Origin of the sequence: Kitasatospora sp. NPDC057595 (genome assembly GCF_042800875.1) — a bacterium.
Taxonomy (GTDB): domain Bacteria; phylum Actinomycetota; class Actinomycetes; order Streptomycetales; family Streptomycetaceae; genus Kitasatospora.
In genome coordinates this window covers 84586-98197 of sequence record NZ_JBHVGL010000006.1, presented here as the reverse complement: position 1 = coordinate 98197, position 13612 = coordinate 84586, and the positions used below count along the sequence as shown (strand labels likewise).

Annotated in this window: 9 protein-coding genes; 4 read left to right on the top strand and 5 right to left on the bottom strand. The window is 73.4% G+C overall.

From position 1 onward, the window contains the following. Window positions 1-4: 4 nt before the first annotated feature. The 4 genes from pepN (at window position 5) to ACFU9E_RS12095 (ending at window position 5262) form a co-directional block, all read left to right on the top strand. Window positions 5-2497: an aminopeptidase N gene (gene pepN / locus ACFU9E_RS12110; protein ID WP_380682287.1), complete on the top strand. Its 2493-nt coding sequence runs from the start codon at window positions 5-7 to the stop codon at window positions 2495-2497. A gap of 1024 nt (window positions 2498-3521) precedes the next feature. After that, complete coding sequence (locus tag ACFU9E_RS12105) at window positions 3522-3830, top strand: GNAT family N-acetyltransferase (RefSeq protein ID WP_380682286.1); 309 nt, start codon at window positions 3522-3524, stop codon at window positions 3828-3830. Further along, complete coding sequence (locus ACFU9E_RS12100) at window positions 3827-4276, top strand: OsmC family protein (protein ID WP_380682285.1); 450 nt, start codon at window positions 3827-3829, stop codon at window positions 4274-4276. The genes ACFU9E_RS12105 and ACFU9E_RS12100 overlap by 4 nt, the downstream gene beginning before the upstream one ends. Before the next feature lie 23 nt (window positions 4277-4299). Beyond that, window positions 4300-5262, top strand: coding sequence for a pirin family protein (locus ACFU9E_RS12095; protein WP_380682284.1), 963 nt, complete (start codon window positions 4300-4302; stop codon window positions 5260-5262). A 288-nt stretch (window positions 5263-5550) separates the two neighbouring features. On the opposite strand, the gene ACFU9E_RS12090 is transcribed toward ACFU9E_RS12095, so the two are convergent. From ACFU9E_RS12090 to ACFU9E_RS12070, 5 genes are read right to left on the bottom strand one after another with little or no spacing between them, the layout of a single operon-like run. Then, a complete protein-coding gene (locus ACFU9E_RS12090) occupies window positions 5551-5985 on the bottom strand; it encodes an NUDIX domain-containing protein (protein ID WP_380682283.1) in 435 nt (144 codons plus the stop codon). A 59-nt stretch (window positions 5986-6044) separates the two neighbouring features. Next, complete coding sequence (locus tag ACFU9E_RS12085) at window positions 6045-7241, bottom strand: hypothetical protein (RefSeq protein WP_380682282.1); 1197 nt, start codon at window positions 7239-7241, stop codon at window positions 6045-6047. Window positions 7242-7246: 5 nt separating this feature from the next. Beyond that, window positions 7247-9322, bottom strand: coding sequence for a methyltransferase, FxLD system (fxlM, locus tag ACFU9E_RS12080; protein WP_380682281.1), 2076 nt, complete (start codon window positions 9320-9322; stop codon window positions 7247-7249). Window positions 9323-9343: 21 nt separating this feature from the next. Next, complete coding sequence (locus ACFU9E_RS12075) at window positions 9344-10603, bottom strand: lanthionine synthetase C family protein (RefSeq protein WP_380682280.1); 1260 nt, start codon at window positions 10601-10603, stop codon at window positions 9344-9346. Beyond that, window positions 10600-13602, bottom strand: a complete 3003-nt coding sequence (locus tag ACFU9E_RS12070) for a lantibiotic dehydratase (RefSeq protein WP_380682279.1) — start codon at window positions 13600-13602, stop codon at window positions 10600-10602. The genes ACFU9E_RS12075 and ACFU9E_RS12070 overlap by 4 nt, the downstream gene beginning before the upstream one ends. Window positions 13603-13612 lie beyond the last annotated feature (10 nt).

Sequence of the window (13612 nt, the reverse complement as noted above, 5' to 3'; positions counted from 1 at the left end):
CGATATGTCTGATACCTCAGTACTCACCCGGGCCGAGGCCGTCGAACGCCACCAGCTGCTCGACGTCCGCACGGTCCACGTCGACCTCGACCTGACCCGCGGTCGGGAGGTGTTCGGCTCGACCACGGTGATCCGCTTCGGCTGCACCGCCCCGGGCGCCGGGACCCAGGTGGACGTCAAGCCGTCCGTGCTCCACCGGGTCGTGCTGAACGGTCGTGAGCTCGACGTCGCCGCGCTGCGGGCCGGGCGCTTCCCGCTGACCGGCCTGGCGGCCGAGAACGAACTCACCGTCGAGGCCGACATGGCCTACTCGCACACCGGCGAGGGCATGCACCGTTACACCGACCCCGCCGACGGCGAGGACTACGTCTACACCCAGTCCTTCCTCGACGACGGCCCGCGGGTGTTCGCCTCCTTCGACCAGCCCGACCTCAAGGCGCGGTACACGGTGTCCGTCACCGCGCCGCAGCCGTGGACCGTGGTCGGCAACGGCGTGTCCGACCAGGTCGCGCCCGGCCGCTGGGAGTTCGCGCCCACCCCGCCGATCAGCAGCTACCTGGTCTCCGTGGTGGCCGGCCCGCTGCACTCGGTGCGCGCCGAGCACGACGGGATCCCGCTCGGCCTGCACTGCCGCCGCTCGCTCGCCGCCCACCTGGACGCCGACGCCCCCGAGCTGCTGGAGATCACCCGGCAGGGCTTCGACCACTACCACCGGGCCTTCCGGCACCGCTACCCCTTCGACAGCTACGACCAGTGCTTCGTCCCGGAGTTCAACGCCGGCGCGATGGAGAACCCCGGCTGCGTCACCCTGCGCGACGAGTACGTCTTCCGCTCCGCCGTCGACGACACCAAGCGCGAGGAGCGCGCCCTGGTGGTGATCCACGAGATGGCGCACATGTGGTTCGGCGACCTGGTCACCATGAAGTGGTGGGACGACCTCTGGCTGAACGAGTCCTTCGCCGAGTACATGGCCTACAGCGTCACCGCCGCCTCCACCCGCTTCGGCGCCGCCTGGACCGGCTTCGCCGCCAACCGCAAGACCTGGGGCTACGACGCCGACCAGCGCCCCTCCACCCACCCGGTGGCACCCACCACGGTGGAGGACACCGCGCAGGCGCTGCAGAACTTCGACGGCATCTCCTACGCCAAGGGCGCCGCCGCGCTGCGCCAGCTGGTGGCCTGGCTCGGCGAGGAGACCTTCCTGGCCGGAGTCAACGACCACTTCGACGCGCACGCCTTCGGCAACGCCACCCTCGACGACCTGCTCCGGGCGCTGACGGCGGCCAGCGGCCGCGACGTCCACGGCTGGGCCGACCGCTGGCTGCGCACCACCGGCGTGGACACCCTGCGGGTGGCCGACGGCCGCATCGAGCACACCGCCGCCGACGGCGTCCCGCGCCCGCACCAGCTGACCGTGGGCCACTACCGCCGCACCGCCGACGGCACCCTGGAACTGGCCGACCGGGTGCCGCTCGACCTGTCGGCGGACGGCGCCGTGCCGCAGCCGGTGGCCGCCGCCGAGCTGACCCTGCTCAACGACACCGACCTCAGCTTCGTCAAGATCCGCCTCGATCCCGACTCCTGGCGGACCGTGCGCTCCTCGCTCGGCGCCGTGCCCGAGGAGCTGGCCCGCGCGGTGCTCTGGAGCGCCGCCCGCGACCAGGTGCGCGACGGGGAGCTGGCGCCCGGCGAGTACCTGGAGCTGGTCGCCGACCACCTGCCCGGCGAGACCTCCGTGCACCTGGTGGACGCGGTGCTCTCCTTCGCCCACGGGTTCGTGGTGGACTGCGCGGTGCCGCCGGCCGACCGCCCGGCGGCACTGGCCGGGCTGGCCCGGGTCTGCCGCACCCTGCTGCGGCGCACCGAGGGCGAGCCGGACCGCACCGGTCTGCGCCTGGTGGCCGCGCGCGGCGTGATCGCCACCGCCGCCGACGAGTCGCAGGTCGCCGAACTGCGCGACTGGCTGGCGGCCGGCACGGTGCCCGGCGGGCCGGCGCTCGACCCGGACCTGCGCTGGCGGCTGCTGCTGCGACTGTGCGTGCTCGGTGCGGCGGGCGAGCCGGAGATCGCCGCCGAGTTCGCCGCCGACCCCAGCGACACCAGCGAGGAGGGCGCCGCCCGCTGCCGTGCCGCGCTGCCCGACCCGGAGGCCAAGGAGGCCGCCTGGCAGGCGCTGTTCCACGGCGAGCTCTCCAACTACCTGGCCACCGCCACCGCCGACGGCCTGTGGCAGCCCGAGCAGGCCGAGCTGCTGGAGGAGCTGACCGTGCGCTACTTCAAGGAGCTGGGACCGGCGTCCGGCCGCCGCGGACCCGCGCTCGCCCGGGTGCTCACCCGGGCCGGATTCCCCGCCTTCGCCGCGACCGAACGGACGGCGCGGGCGGCCGAGGCCTGTCTGACCGACCCGGACCTCACGACGGCGACCCGGCGCGGCCTGGTGGACCAGCTGGACACGCTGCGCCGCGCGGTCCGGGCGCGGGCACTGGCCGAGCGGTAGCACCTGGCGGCCGGGGGCGGGCGGCGGAGCGACCCGGGTGGTCGCTCAGCGCCGTCGGCCCCCGTCTGCCGTCTGCCGTCTGCAGCGGGCGGCCGTCGGTGGGGAAGCGGTGGTGTGCGCTGCTAGCATCCGCGCATTCCGAACGAAGATCGAACAGGGCGAGGCACGGTGCAGGAAGACCAGCTACAGAAGCAGGAACAGCCGCAGGAGCAGTCGCACGATCAATCGCAGGACCCGGACGGGAGAGCCACGGCCCGGCGCCGCCGCATTGCCGCCGGCGTCGCGGCTGCGGTGTGCACGCTGGCGCTGGTGGGCGCGGGTGGCTGGGCGATGAGCGGGGCGGACACCACGCAGCCGTCACCGACGGGCTCGCCGACCGCCCCGCCGACCGTGTCGACGTCCCCGACGGCGGCGGCGCCGGCCCCGTCCGAGACCTCGCCGTCCGAAGCCCCGCCGTCCGACACCCCCTCCGCTCCGGCTGTCCCGGCCGCTCCGGTGATCCCGGATCCGCCGGCCGAGGCCGAGCCGGCGGCCCCGCCGGCCGCCGAGCCGACGCCCGTCCGACCCGCCTCGCGCCCGACCGCCCCACCGGCTCAGCCGGCCCCGGCGTCCCCGCGCCCGACCGCCCCTCCGAAGGCGGCCCCGACCGCACCCCCCGCGGCGCCCGCGCCCCCGCCGGTCGAGCCGCCTGCCGCCCCGCCGGCCGCCCCGCCCGCGGCCCCCAAGCCGGCGCCCAAGCCGACCGCCGACCCGCCCGAGGGCCCCGGCCCGGGGGAGTGGACCGTACCGCCACGCCCGGTACCCACCTTGCCGACTCGCCCGGCCTCCTGCCCGCCCGGCCAGATCGCCTCCTGGGACGGCTGCCACCCCCTGCCCCCGCCGATCACACTCTCCTGACGTCCCCTCCCGACGTCCCCCTCGGGCTTCCCCCGACCGCCCGGTTCGCGCCGGGCGGCCTTGATCGCCCTTTAGTTGAATGCTAAATTACTTCTGACGCCAAGCTCCGAAGCCGTAGGAGGCCACGATGACGACGACTACCGTCACCGACAACCCCGAGAAGTCCCGCTACGAGATCACCGCCGACGGCGAACTCGCCGGCTTCGCCGAGTATCACCGGCACGCGGGCGAGATCGCCTTCATCCACACCGAGATCGACCCGCGTTTCGGCGGTCAGGGCCTCGGCGGCGTCCTCGCCCGCGCCGCGCTCGACGACGCCCGCGCCAACGACCTCGCGGTGCTCCCGTACTGCCCGTTCATCCGCGGCTGGCTGACCAAGCACCCGGAGTACCACGACCTCGTCCCGGCCGCCCAGCACGAGCGGTTCGGCCTGTGACCGCCGTGGCCACCGGGGGAGTCCCGGACGCCGAGACCGGCTTCGTCCGCGCCGCGGCCGCCGTCGCCACCAGCACCACCGACGACTACCGCGTCGACATCCGCTCCGGCCGCCACAGGCTGACCGCCGACGAGCCCGAGTTGGCCGGCGGCGCCGACACCGCCACCACCCCGGTCGGCCTGCTGCTCTCCGCGCTCGGCTCCTGCACCGCGATCACCCTGCGGATGTACGCCCAGCGCAAGCAGTGGCCGCTGACCACCGTGCGCGTCCACCTCGGCTACGAGAAGGGCCCGGAGAAGGCCGTCCGCATCACCCGGCGGATCGACCTCGTCGGCGACCTCGACGACGCCCAGCGCGCCCGCCTGCTCGACATCGCCGAACGGACCCCGGTCACCCGCGCCGTCTCCGCCGGCACCCCCATCGTCCCGGCCGCCCCGCGCGGCTAGCCCTCCGGAAAACGAGGCCCACCATGGCTGAACCCGACCTCGCCACCCCGACCGTGCGCGGCGGCCGCGCCGACACCCCGGGCGGCCCCGTCCACGAACTCCTGGCCCCGCGCGAGACGGCCCTCGGCGGCAGCACCGTCGTGCGCCGGCTCCTGCCGAACCTGGGCCGGCGGATGGTGGGGGCGTGGTGCTTCGTGGACCACTACGGTCCGGACGACATCGCGGACGAGCCGGGCATGCAGGTGCCCCCGCACCCGCACATGGGCCTGCAGACGGTCAGCTGGCTGCACGCCGGGGAGGTCCTGCACCGCGACAGCCTCGGCAGCCTGCAGACCGTGCGCCCGCGCGAGCTGGGCCTGATGACCTCCGGGCGGGCGATCTCCCACTCCGAGGAGTCCCCCCGCCCGCACGCCCGCTTCCTGCACGGCGCCCAGCTCTGGGTCGCCCTGCCCGACGCCCACCGCCACCGCGAACCCGCCTTCGAACACCACCCCGACCTGCCCACCGTCACCGCCCCGGGTCTGTCCGCCACCGTCATCCTCGGCACCCTCGACGGCGCCACCTCCCCGGGCACCACTCACACCCCCCTCGTCGGCGCCGACCTCACCCTCACCGCCGGCACCGACCTGCGCCTGCCGCTGGAGCCCGACTTCGAGTACGCCGTCCTCACCATGTCCGGCACCGTCGACGTCGACACTGTCCCCCTCGACCCCGGCGCCATGCTCTACCTCGGCACCGGCCGCCGCACCCTCCCCCTCCACGCCACCACCGACGCCACCTTCCTCCTCCTCGGCGGCGAACCCTTCGCCGAAAAACTCGTCATGTGGTGGAACTTCATCGGCCGATCCGGTGACGAGATCGTACAGGCACGAAACGACTGGGAAAAGGGAATTCGCTTTGGCGAAGTGCACGGCTACGACGGGGCCCGATTGAGGGCGCCGGAGCTTCCCGACATCCCGCTGAAGGCGCGTGGACGCCAGCGCTGACCTGCGAGAATGCTGCCACGAGGGCGTGCTCGGCTGTCGCTGTCGACAGGGTCGGGCGGACATTCTCCGACCCCCGGCGACGGGCGGTCACTCCCCGGATCGGCAGCCCTCGGGATGCGATGCGGGTGGCCTCGCAATTCTCAAGTTTGGGCGTCTCCGGCAAGGTCTGCTCGTATCGATGCTGACCTCTTGCTGACTTTTCTGACGGGTAGTCAGTGAATGGTGAGCCGAACACCTGTCGGTCCGGCCGTGATCACGGTGGGCGCCTCGGTTGCCTCCTTGCTGCCGTTAGTCGGAGAGGCGTGAGAGGAGGGCGCCCTGGCCGGACTGGAGGATGTGCGCGGCCTCCAGCGGGATCCAGAAGCACTCGAAGCGGGTGGGCTCCTGCTCGCCGTCGTGGTCCTCCTGGCTCGTCCACCGCTCCGGGGTGGGCTCGGTGAGCTCCAGATGGAAGACGTGGCGGTGCTGGATCTCGAACCTGTACGGGCTGATGTCGTACTCGGTCTCGCCGAGCTTGCGCACGATCTTGAAGTCTGCGAGCCCCGTCTCCTCCCGGGCCTCCCGCAGCGCGGCGGCCTCCGGGGACTCGCCCGGCCGGATGCTGCCGGCCGGGACCTGGATGCCGACCTCCTCGTAGCTGTAGTCGGTGTGCCGGAACACCAGCAGCCGCCCGTCGCGCACGACGTAGACGAGCACCTTCTCTTTGGTGACCTTCTCGGGCATCGGAAAACCTTAGGGCGTAGTGGGCGGTGACAGGAGTACTACGTGCGGTGCCCGGCTGGTCAAGTGGGCTGATCAGCAGGTGAAGTCAGGGATGCGCCTCGGGTGCCGGGACCGTTCGGCGGTGGTGTTGATCGGCTGTGGTGGCGATCAAGCGGATCACTGTCGGGCGACCTGGAGTCGAACGGGGATCTTTCGATCGCTTCCCGGGCGAGATCCAGACCGGTCTCAAGCCGGTCCTGTATGGCCCTGGGGAGGGTGGCGGAGCCCAGTGCGCAGGTGGCGAGGATTCGATTGAGTGTGGCGGCCCGGTCGGGGGCGAGGCGGTTGACGACGTCCTCGTGGACGAGGAGGTCACGCAGTGCGTAGCCGTCGCCGGATTCACTCGTTCGGCTGGTCAGCTGATTGAGTAGATGCTGGGCCGCCGGTGAGCCGGGGCCTGCGGCATCGAGTGCGGTCAGGGCGAGGCGGGTGGAGAACACGGCCAGTCCCTCGGCCGGTTCGTAGGCGAGGCATTCAGCTACGGCGACCTCGGCGGATTCCTGGCATCCGGGTCGGCACAGAGCGGTGAGTACCGAGGTGACGGCGTCTTCCCAGGGCGCGCCCGGTTCGGTGTCATCCAGGAGCGCAAGGGCGCCGGGCAGATTGCCGGTGGTAGCGGCGGCGAGGACGGCGGTCTGGCGACCGTCGAGGATGCGCCGGCCGATGCCGCGGTGCTCTTCGATGTGGCGCAGGGCGTCTGTCCAGCGGCTGGCGGAGGTGAGGGCGCGGGTGCCGTCGGCGATGACGACGCGCCACAGCCACGTGCGGACCTCGCCGCGCTGCTGGTCGGTCTCGGTGAGGCGCGCGGGGACGACGATGCCGTCGAGGACGGTGCCGGTGGCGGTGATGACGGCGCTGTAGAGGTCGAGGAGGAGCTGGTGGCCGCGCTGGTGACGGCCGGCGCGGATGTGGAGGCGCGCGAGGTTGACGATCGGCTCCAGGCCGCGGATGGCGCTCATCGCGGGGAGCGGTCCACGGGCGAGGTAGAGGGCGGCGTGGCGGTGGCAGAGCTCGCGGGCGTAGTCGGGCAGGTCGAGGTCGGAGGCGAGGAGGGCGGCCTGGTTGAAGACGGTGGACGCGAGGCCCGGGTCGGCCTGCCGGGAGGCCGTGTCGGCCAGCTCACAGAGCCGGCCGACACGGGCGTTCAGGGGCAGGCACGCGGGCCGGTGGCGTGCGACCAGCGGGAAGCGCTGGGCGACGGGTCCGGTCGGGTGCACGGGGGCTACTCCCAGGTGACGGTGATCGGGTGGTTGGGGCGGGCCAGGACGAAGCGGCCGGCGGTCGGGTCCGCGGTGGCGGTGGCGTCGGGGAGTTCGATACGCAGGGTGCGGTCACGGAAGCCGGCGTTCCATGCGCGGATCTGCCCGGTGACGAGGTCGGCCAGGGCGGCGCCCGCTGGACCGTGCCCGATCGCGCCGGTCTCATAGGTCTTGCGGCCGTCGGCGGCGGGCGTGCCCGGGCGCAGGGTGAGGTAGGCGAGGGAGCCGGCGTCCACGGTGGCCATGGCGCCCCAGCCGAACATCGGGTTCACGCCGCGTTCGCGGGCGTTGCCGGTGACGCTCATCCGCATGATCGAGTTCGGGAGGGTGAGGGCCAGCCACAGGTCCTGGTACTCGTAGGTGGTGCCGGCCGGGATCGTCACGCCGGTCCACGTCTCGTGGCGCTCGCTGTCGAGGACGCCGGCCAGGAGTTCGGCGTCGACGGCGGCGTGCTGGTCCTTGTGGACCTGGAGGGTGACGTCGCCCTCGCGGGTGAGGGTGACGGTGCGACGGGCGTCGTCCATGCTGCCGCGCAGCGGCATGAAGACGGCGAGCCGGTCGTCGACCGACACCCAGCCGCCCTCGCCGCGCTCGAAGGCGATGGTCCGGGAGGCGGTGCCACGCAGGCGCATCGGGAGCACGATCCGGCCGGTGGGTTTGACCTGCTGGAGCCAGGCCGTGGGCATCTCGCTGGTGCTCACCGTGGCGATGACGCGATCGTACGGGGCGCCGTCCGGGTGCCCGAGCGCGCCGTCGCCGAGGACGACGTCGACGTTGGTGATGCCGGCCTCGGCCAGGTGTTTGCGGGCGCCGTCGACGAGGTCCTCGTCGACGTCCACGGTCACCACGTGCCCGTCGGGTCCGACGATGTGGCCCAGGTAGGCGGCGTTGACGCCGGTTCCGGCCCCGGCTTCGAAGACCTTCTCCCCGGGCCGCGCGCCGAGCTGTTCGAGCATCAGGGCGACGATCGCGGGCTGGGACGCGGCACTGATCTGAGTGCCGGAGCCGTCGGCCTTGGTGTAGGTGGGGTTGTCCGCGTAGGCGGCGTCCAGCGGGAAGCCGGGCAGGAAGGGCTCGCGGGGCACCGCGCGGAAGGCGGCCTCGACCGCCCCGGTGCGGATGGCTCCTTGGTCGAGCAGGCGGGTGGCGAGCCCGCTGCGGAGTTGTTCGGCCGATCCGGCTTCGTTGCCGAGAGTAGTCATATCGGTGACCCTAGTGGTTGTGCGGATGGTGGAATCCGAGGGCTCGGAGCCCTCGGCGGAATGGAAGACGGCGTCCAACGCCCGCGCAGCCAAAGCAGATTGGTATTCGACCGGCAGGCCGGCGCGGTTGGCGTGGAAGACGATGTGGTGGGCGAGGACAGCGCGCAGGCCGCGGGTGAGAACGCCGTCGTGGGCGAGGCGGGCGAGGTCCTGGCCGGCCTGCTGGAAGGCGTGGACCCAGATGGCGTGGTGGGCGAGCGGGGCGGTCTCGCGGGTGAGTGCCCAGGTGTCGAGGCGCATCAGGTGCTGCATGGAGGCGGTCAGGGCGGTAGCCCGCTCGGAGGTCACGGGCGCGGGGGCATCGCGTAGCTGGGCGAACCGGGCCCAGACGTCGCCCTGTTCGTACCAGTCGAGTCCGGCCGCTCGGAGCATGGCGGAGACGAGGACGACCACGGTCTCGGCTCGGCCGAGCGTGGGCGTGCTGTTCTCGGCTGCGCGGGCCAGCAGGTGACGGCTGTCGGTGTGGAAGAGGCGGTGAGCGATGTCCATGCCCTCGGGGCCGCCGAACGCCTCGGTCTCCGGCTCGTAGATCACGGTGGCCCAGCGCTCGACGAGACCTTCCCCGGCGGCCGCGTCCAGCAACGCGGTGACGGCCTGATCGGGCGCGGTGGCGCGGTAGCGCAGCCGCAGGCCCTGCTTGCGCATGTACCACCAGCTGTTCAGTGCGCCGGAGCGTTGCGCGGCGTCGAGGACGGGGACGAGGCGGTCGGCGGCGAGACTCTCGGTCGTCCCCGGGTCGGTGGGTGTGATGTTGTGCTGGATCCAGCCGGTGGGCATCGGGTTGGTCCTCGGTCGGGGTCAGGTGGTGAGGAGGCAGGTGTCCCAGCCGGTTGCCGGGGTATTGCCGGTGGCCGGGGCGAGCAGGGCGAGGGCGGTTCCGGCCGCGCCCTCCAGGAACGCGGGCCCTGCCGTGGCGAGCAGGCGGTGGGCCTGTTCGTCCGGATCGGTCTGCGGTGGGTGCGCGGTGTCCAGGAGCAGGTCGGCGGCCGAGCGCAGCCGGGCGGCGTTGCGCGGCGCGGCGTCGTCGGCGGCGCGGTGGGCGATGTGGGCGAGTCCGGCGTAGCCGTGGCAGGCCGAGAGGTCCGTGGTCGCGGAGAGGGCCTTCGCGTCCGACAAGGCACCGGCGAGGGCGTCCTCGGCTTCGTCGCGCAGCAGGGAGTCGTCGAGGGCGAGGGCGGCGATCTGCTGGGCGCGCGCGACGCCGGCCGTGCCGTAGCACCAGCTCGGTCGCTGTGGTGCCAGCGGCCTTCGGCTGGTGCACGCCAGGTCAGCAGGGGTGATCCAGTACGGCCAGGCGTGGCCGTCGCGCCAGCGCGCCAGCCAGGCCAGGACGGTGCCGATGGCCTCGCGCTGCCCGTCGACCTCGACGCCCCGCTGTACGGCGAGGGCGAGCAGCGCGAGCGGGCCCGCGATGCCGTGCGCGACACCGGTGTTGGCGTGCCCGCCAGGGAACCGGTCGTCCGGCCTGCCGGACGGTCCGTCCGACGTCCACCAGCCCGGCAGTGGTGCGCCGTCGTGCTTGACGTCCTTGGTCAGGCGGACCAGGCAGCCCAGGATCCGCCGGATTGCCTCGCCGTCCGGAGCCCGGCGCAGGAGCACAGCACCGACGCCGGCCAGGCCGCGGATGGTGTCGAACTCGGCCAGCGCCGGCGGTTCACCGTGGCCGATCCGGGCGACGGCTTCGTCGCAGCGCCGGACCGCGTCGGCCGCCACGATCCGGTCGAGATGGGCGAGGGCTCTGCGGAACGAGCCGGCACGCGCCTGCGCTGCGCAGGCGAGCGTGTGCGCGAGCGCCGGAGCGCCGTAGTACAGGTAGCTGTCCGCTCCGCTTGTGACCGGCGCCTCGGTCACGACCGACAGCCAGGCCAGGGCGGTCTCCCAAGGGCCACGGCCGGTGGCGGCGCGCTCGATGTGGAGCAGGGCGATGCCCGGGGCGCCGTGGGCGAGGGACTGGCGCCAGTGCGGACGCGACGACCAGGCGGCAGGCACCGCCGACGGATCGGCGAGCAGTTCGGCGATCCGGTCGGACAGCCGCAGGGCCGGGTGCGGGCTGGTCACTGGTCACCGTCCCGGGACAGACGGGCGAGGGCGGCGGCGCGGGCCAGGTACAGGATCCGGGCCTCGTCGTCGAAGTCGATGCGGTGCGCGCGGACGTAGCTGCAGTGGAGGAGGGACCCGAGGACATCGTCCACCCGCACTCCCCGGGTGTGCGGGCTGGGGAAGTGCCGCCGGTAGGAATCGAGGGCCTGATGCCGGGCTGCCCAGGCGTCGACGACGGCGCTGCCTGCGGGCTCGGCGCGTAGCGCTGCCCAGCCACGGGCCGGGTCGGCCAGGCGCACGGCCCGTTGGAAGACCGGCCTGGGCACACCAGTTGGGGCCTGGGCGGGGACGTTGTCGACGAGCCAGCGGAGCCCGGCTTCGGACGAGCCTGTGAAACCGGCGGCGATGGCGACGGCGTGGGCGGCGAGCACGGCCTGCCGGTCGCCGGGAAGCACGGGCTGGGACAGCTGGGCGAGGACGGCGGCGGAGTCCGCACGGAAGACCGCCTCTGCTGCGGACCACGCGGGGCCCTCTCCCCAACGTCCGGTCTCCGTGTAGGAGGTCGGGTACACGACCTCGGAGAGCAGCCCGGCCTGATGGAGTTCGGCGGTCCAGGTGCTGATCGCGGTGGCGGTGGGGCCGAAGGCGGCTGGATCGGGAAGGGCGATGCGCAGTCGTAGGTGCTGGCGCGGGTCGCGGAAGCGGACGAACCACCACTTCGGGTGCCCGAGGCGGGCGAGGAGGTCCGGCAGATGCCGGGCGAGGACGGTGTCCTGGCGTTCCAGGTCGCCGTAGAGGGCGGCGAGCAGCACGGGGGAGGTGCCCGGGGCGTCGCCGTGGCCCCGCTGGAGCACCCTCGCCGTGGTGGGCTTGGGAAGACGTGGCCAGGCCGGGGTGCGGGTGGCGGTGACAGGGACGACGATCTCGTGGGCCCGGCCGTCGGCCCAGCCGAGGTCGACCGGGTCGGGCTCCTCGACGAGGACCGCGTGCGCGGCGGACCGTAGGTGATCACGGAGCAGGGCCCGGTGGCCGGGCTGGTCGAGGTCGAGCGGAAGGCCCTGGCTGTTCGCAGCCAGCATCACGTGCCGAGGAGCCCGGCGGCGTGTCAACCATGATGTGAGGGCCTCGTCCCACAGTTGCTGCGAGGCGGTCCGCACGGGGAGTTCGGTGGCGGTGAGCCGCCAGGCTGCGGGGGAGAGGATGACGCGTCGGTGCCGCAGCCGGGGCCGGAACGGCAGCGCGTGCAGCGAGCCCCAGTCGAAGCGGGTGACCTGCGCGCTCTGGGCACGGGACAGCTCGGTGATCAGCCGGGCGAGCGGTGGGGTGTGGGTGCGCAGGTTCAGCGCGTGGGTGGCGGCGGCCTCGACCCGGATACCGAGCGCTGGTGCCGCCAGGTACATGCGCCGTCCGTCGCAGCCGATCGCGAGGTCCTGCGGGCCGAGGACGCCGTCGGCGGCGGGACGGTGTTCGGCGAGGCTGATCACCAGCTGGCCGGTCGCCACGCTCCGGGCGACGTGGCCGGCCGCCGCGTCCAGTGGCGGGTAGGAGAGCTGTGCGGTCACGGCGTGCTCGTCCATCGTCGGCAGGTTCGCCAGCATGCCGGTGAAGGCTGTCCGGTGCCCGGGTTCGAGCAGGTGGAGGAAGCGTCCGACGGAGACGCCGGCCGCGCGGGACGCCGACACGGCCTCCAATCGGAATTCGCCCCGGTCGAGGGCCTGCCGGGAAGCGGCATGGAGACGGGCGACGACCTCCAGGTGCGGAGGCAGACGCGGCTCGGCCGGGCCCGATCCGAGCACCGACAGCAACGCCTCGTCGAGGACGACTTCGCGCTCACCGTCGAGCGCGGCCCGCTGGGCGAGCGCGGCGAGCCGTTCGTCGCGCTCGTCGAAGCGCGGTGCCGTGATCGGTCGGGCGCCGGGATAGCCGTCGGGCCAGCCGATCCCACTGTCGGCCACGACGTCGAGCAGCGGGACCAGCGCGCCGCGGCCATAGCGCTCGTAGAACCTCTGGTGGTAGGCCCTCCAGGCTGCCGTGCCGTTGGGGGCGGCGCTGAGCCGCGCCAGCAGACCGGCGGCTCGGGCGGCCTCCTCGGCCACCGCCTGCGGGAGCACGAGGTCGGCGTCCAGCCGGAGGTCGACGGCCGGCTCGGGACGACCGCCGTCGACGGCGCGGAGATCCGCCAGGACCTCTGCTACCTCCTCGCTGTGTTCCACGCCGACCCTTTCCAGAGCCGCGAGGAGGTGCCCCTCGGGATCGGTTTCGGTCGCCGGGGCACGCAGGTTCGTGATGAGCACCTGGTGGGCGACGAGCTCGGACAGGGCGCCGGTGACCTGGTCGCCGGTCGCGCCAGGGAACTCGGTGTGGACTTTGGCGGCCAGCTCCTGGAAGGGGAACGGACGGTGGGCGGCAGCGAGCACGAGCGCGACGGGTGGTGTGTGGCGCAGGCTCGTCTCGGCGGCGGTGCCGTGGTCGGGCCTGGCGAGTGGCCGGTGCGGAACGACGAGGCGGTCGCCGCGCGCCTGGACTGTGTTGTTCGCCGCGACGTCCAGGCGGGCGAGCACAGCGGGGCAACGTTCCAGGTACTCGATCGCCCGAGCGAGCCGGGCGGTCGAGACACGGGTGACAATGAGGTGCTCGTCGCCCCATCGCAGGTCGGCAGTGGGGCCGAACGAGGCTGCCTGTACACCGGCGAAGTACCCGAACGGCGTCGGGCGGCGGGTCGCTCGAACGAGGTAGCGGGCGGTGGAGCGCACCGCGCGCCGTACCTCGCGTGCGCCCGGATCTGGGGCGGCGATCAGCTGGGCGACCCGCTCGGCAAGGGCAGGGCTGGCCAATTCGAGGGCCTGGGCGAGCCGTTCGTCCGCCCACACCGTGCGCAGCCACTGCTTCTGCCGGTGGGCCGCAGCAGGGCTTTCGTCGTCGAGGTCCGGCCAGCTGGGAACGGGCGGGCCGGGGCGGGCGACGGCGCGAACGAGTGCCACGTTGGCGGGGCGGTAGTCGGTGGTGAGGGTGGGCATGGTGGCGGAC

What these genes read in the sequence shown, in the direction of transcription:
- pepN (WP_380682287.1), top strand. Translation starts at nt 5, where the DNA reads ATGTCTGATACCTCAGTACTCACCCGGGCCGAGGCCGTCGAACGCCAC.
- ACFU9E_RS12105 (WP_380682286.1), top strand. Translation starts at nt 3,522, where the DNA reads ATGACGACGACTACCGTCACCGACAACCCCGAGAAGTCCCGCTACGAG.
- ACFU9E_RS12095 (WP_380682284.1), top strand. Translation starts at nt 4,300, where the DNA reads ATGGCTGAACCCGACCTCGCCACCCCGACCGTGCGCGGCGGCCGCGCC.
- ACFU9E_RS12090 (WP_380682283.1), bottom strand. Translation starts at nt 5,985, where the DNA reads ATGCCCGAGAAGGTCACCAAAGAGAAGGTGCTCGTCTACGTCGTGCGC.
- fxlM (WP_380682281.1), bottom strand. Translation starts at nt 9,322, where the DNA reads ATGCCCACCGGCTGGATCCAGCACAACATCACACCCACCGACCCGGGG.
- ACFU9E_RS12070 (WP_380682279.1), bottom strand. Translation starts at nt 13,602, where the DNA reads ATGCCCACCCTCACCACCGACTACCGCCCCGCCAACGTGGCACTCGTT.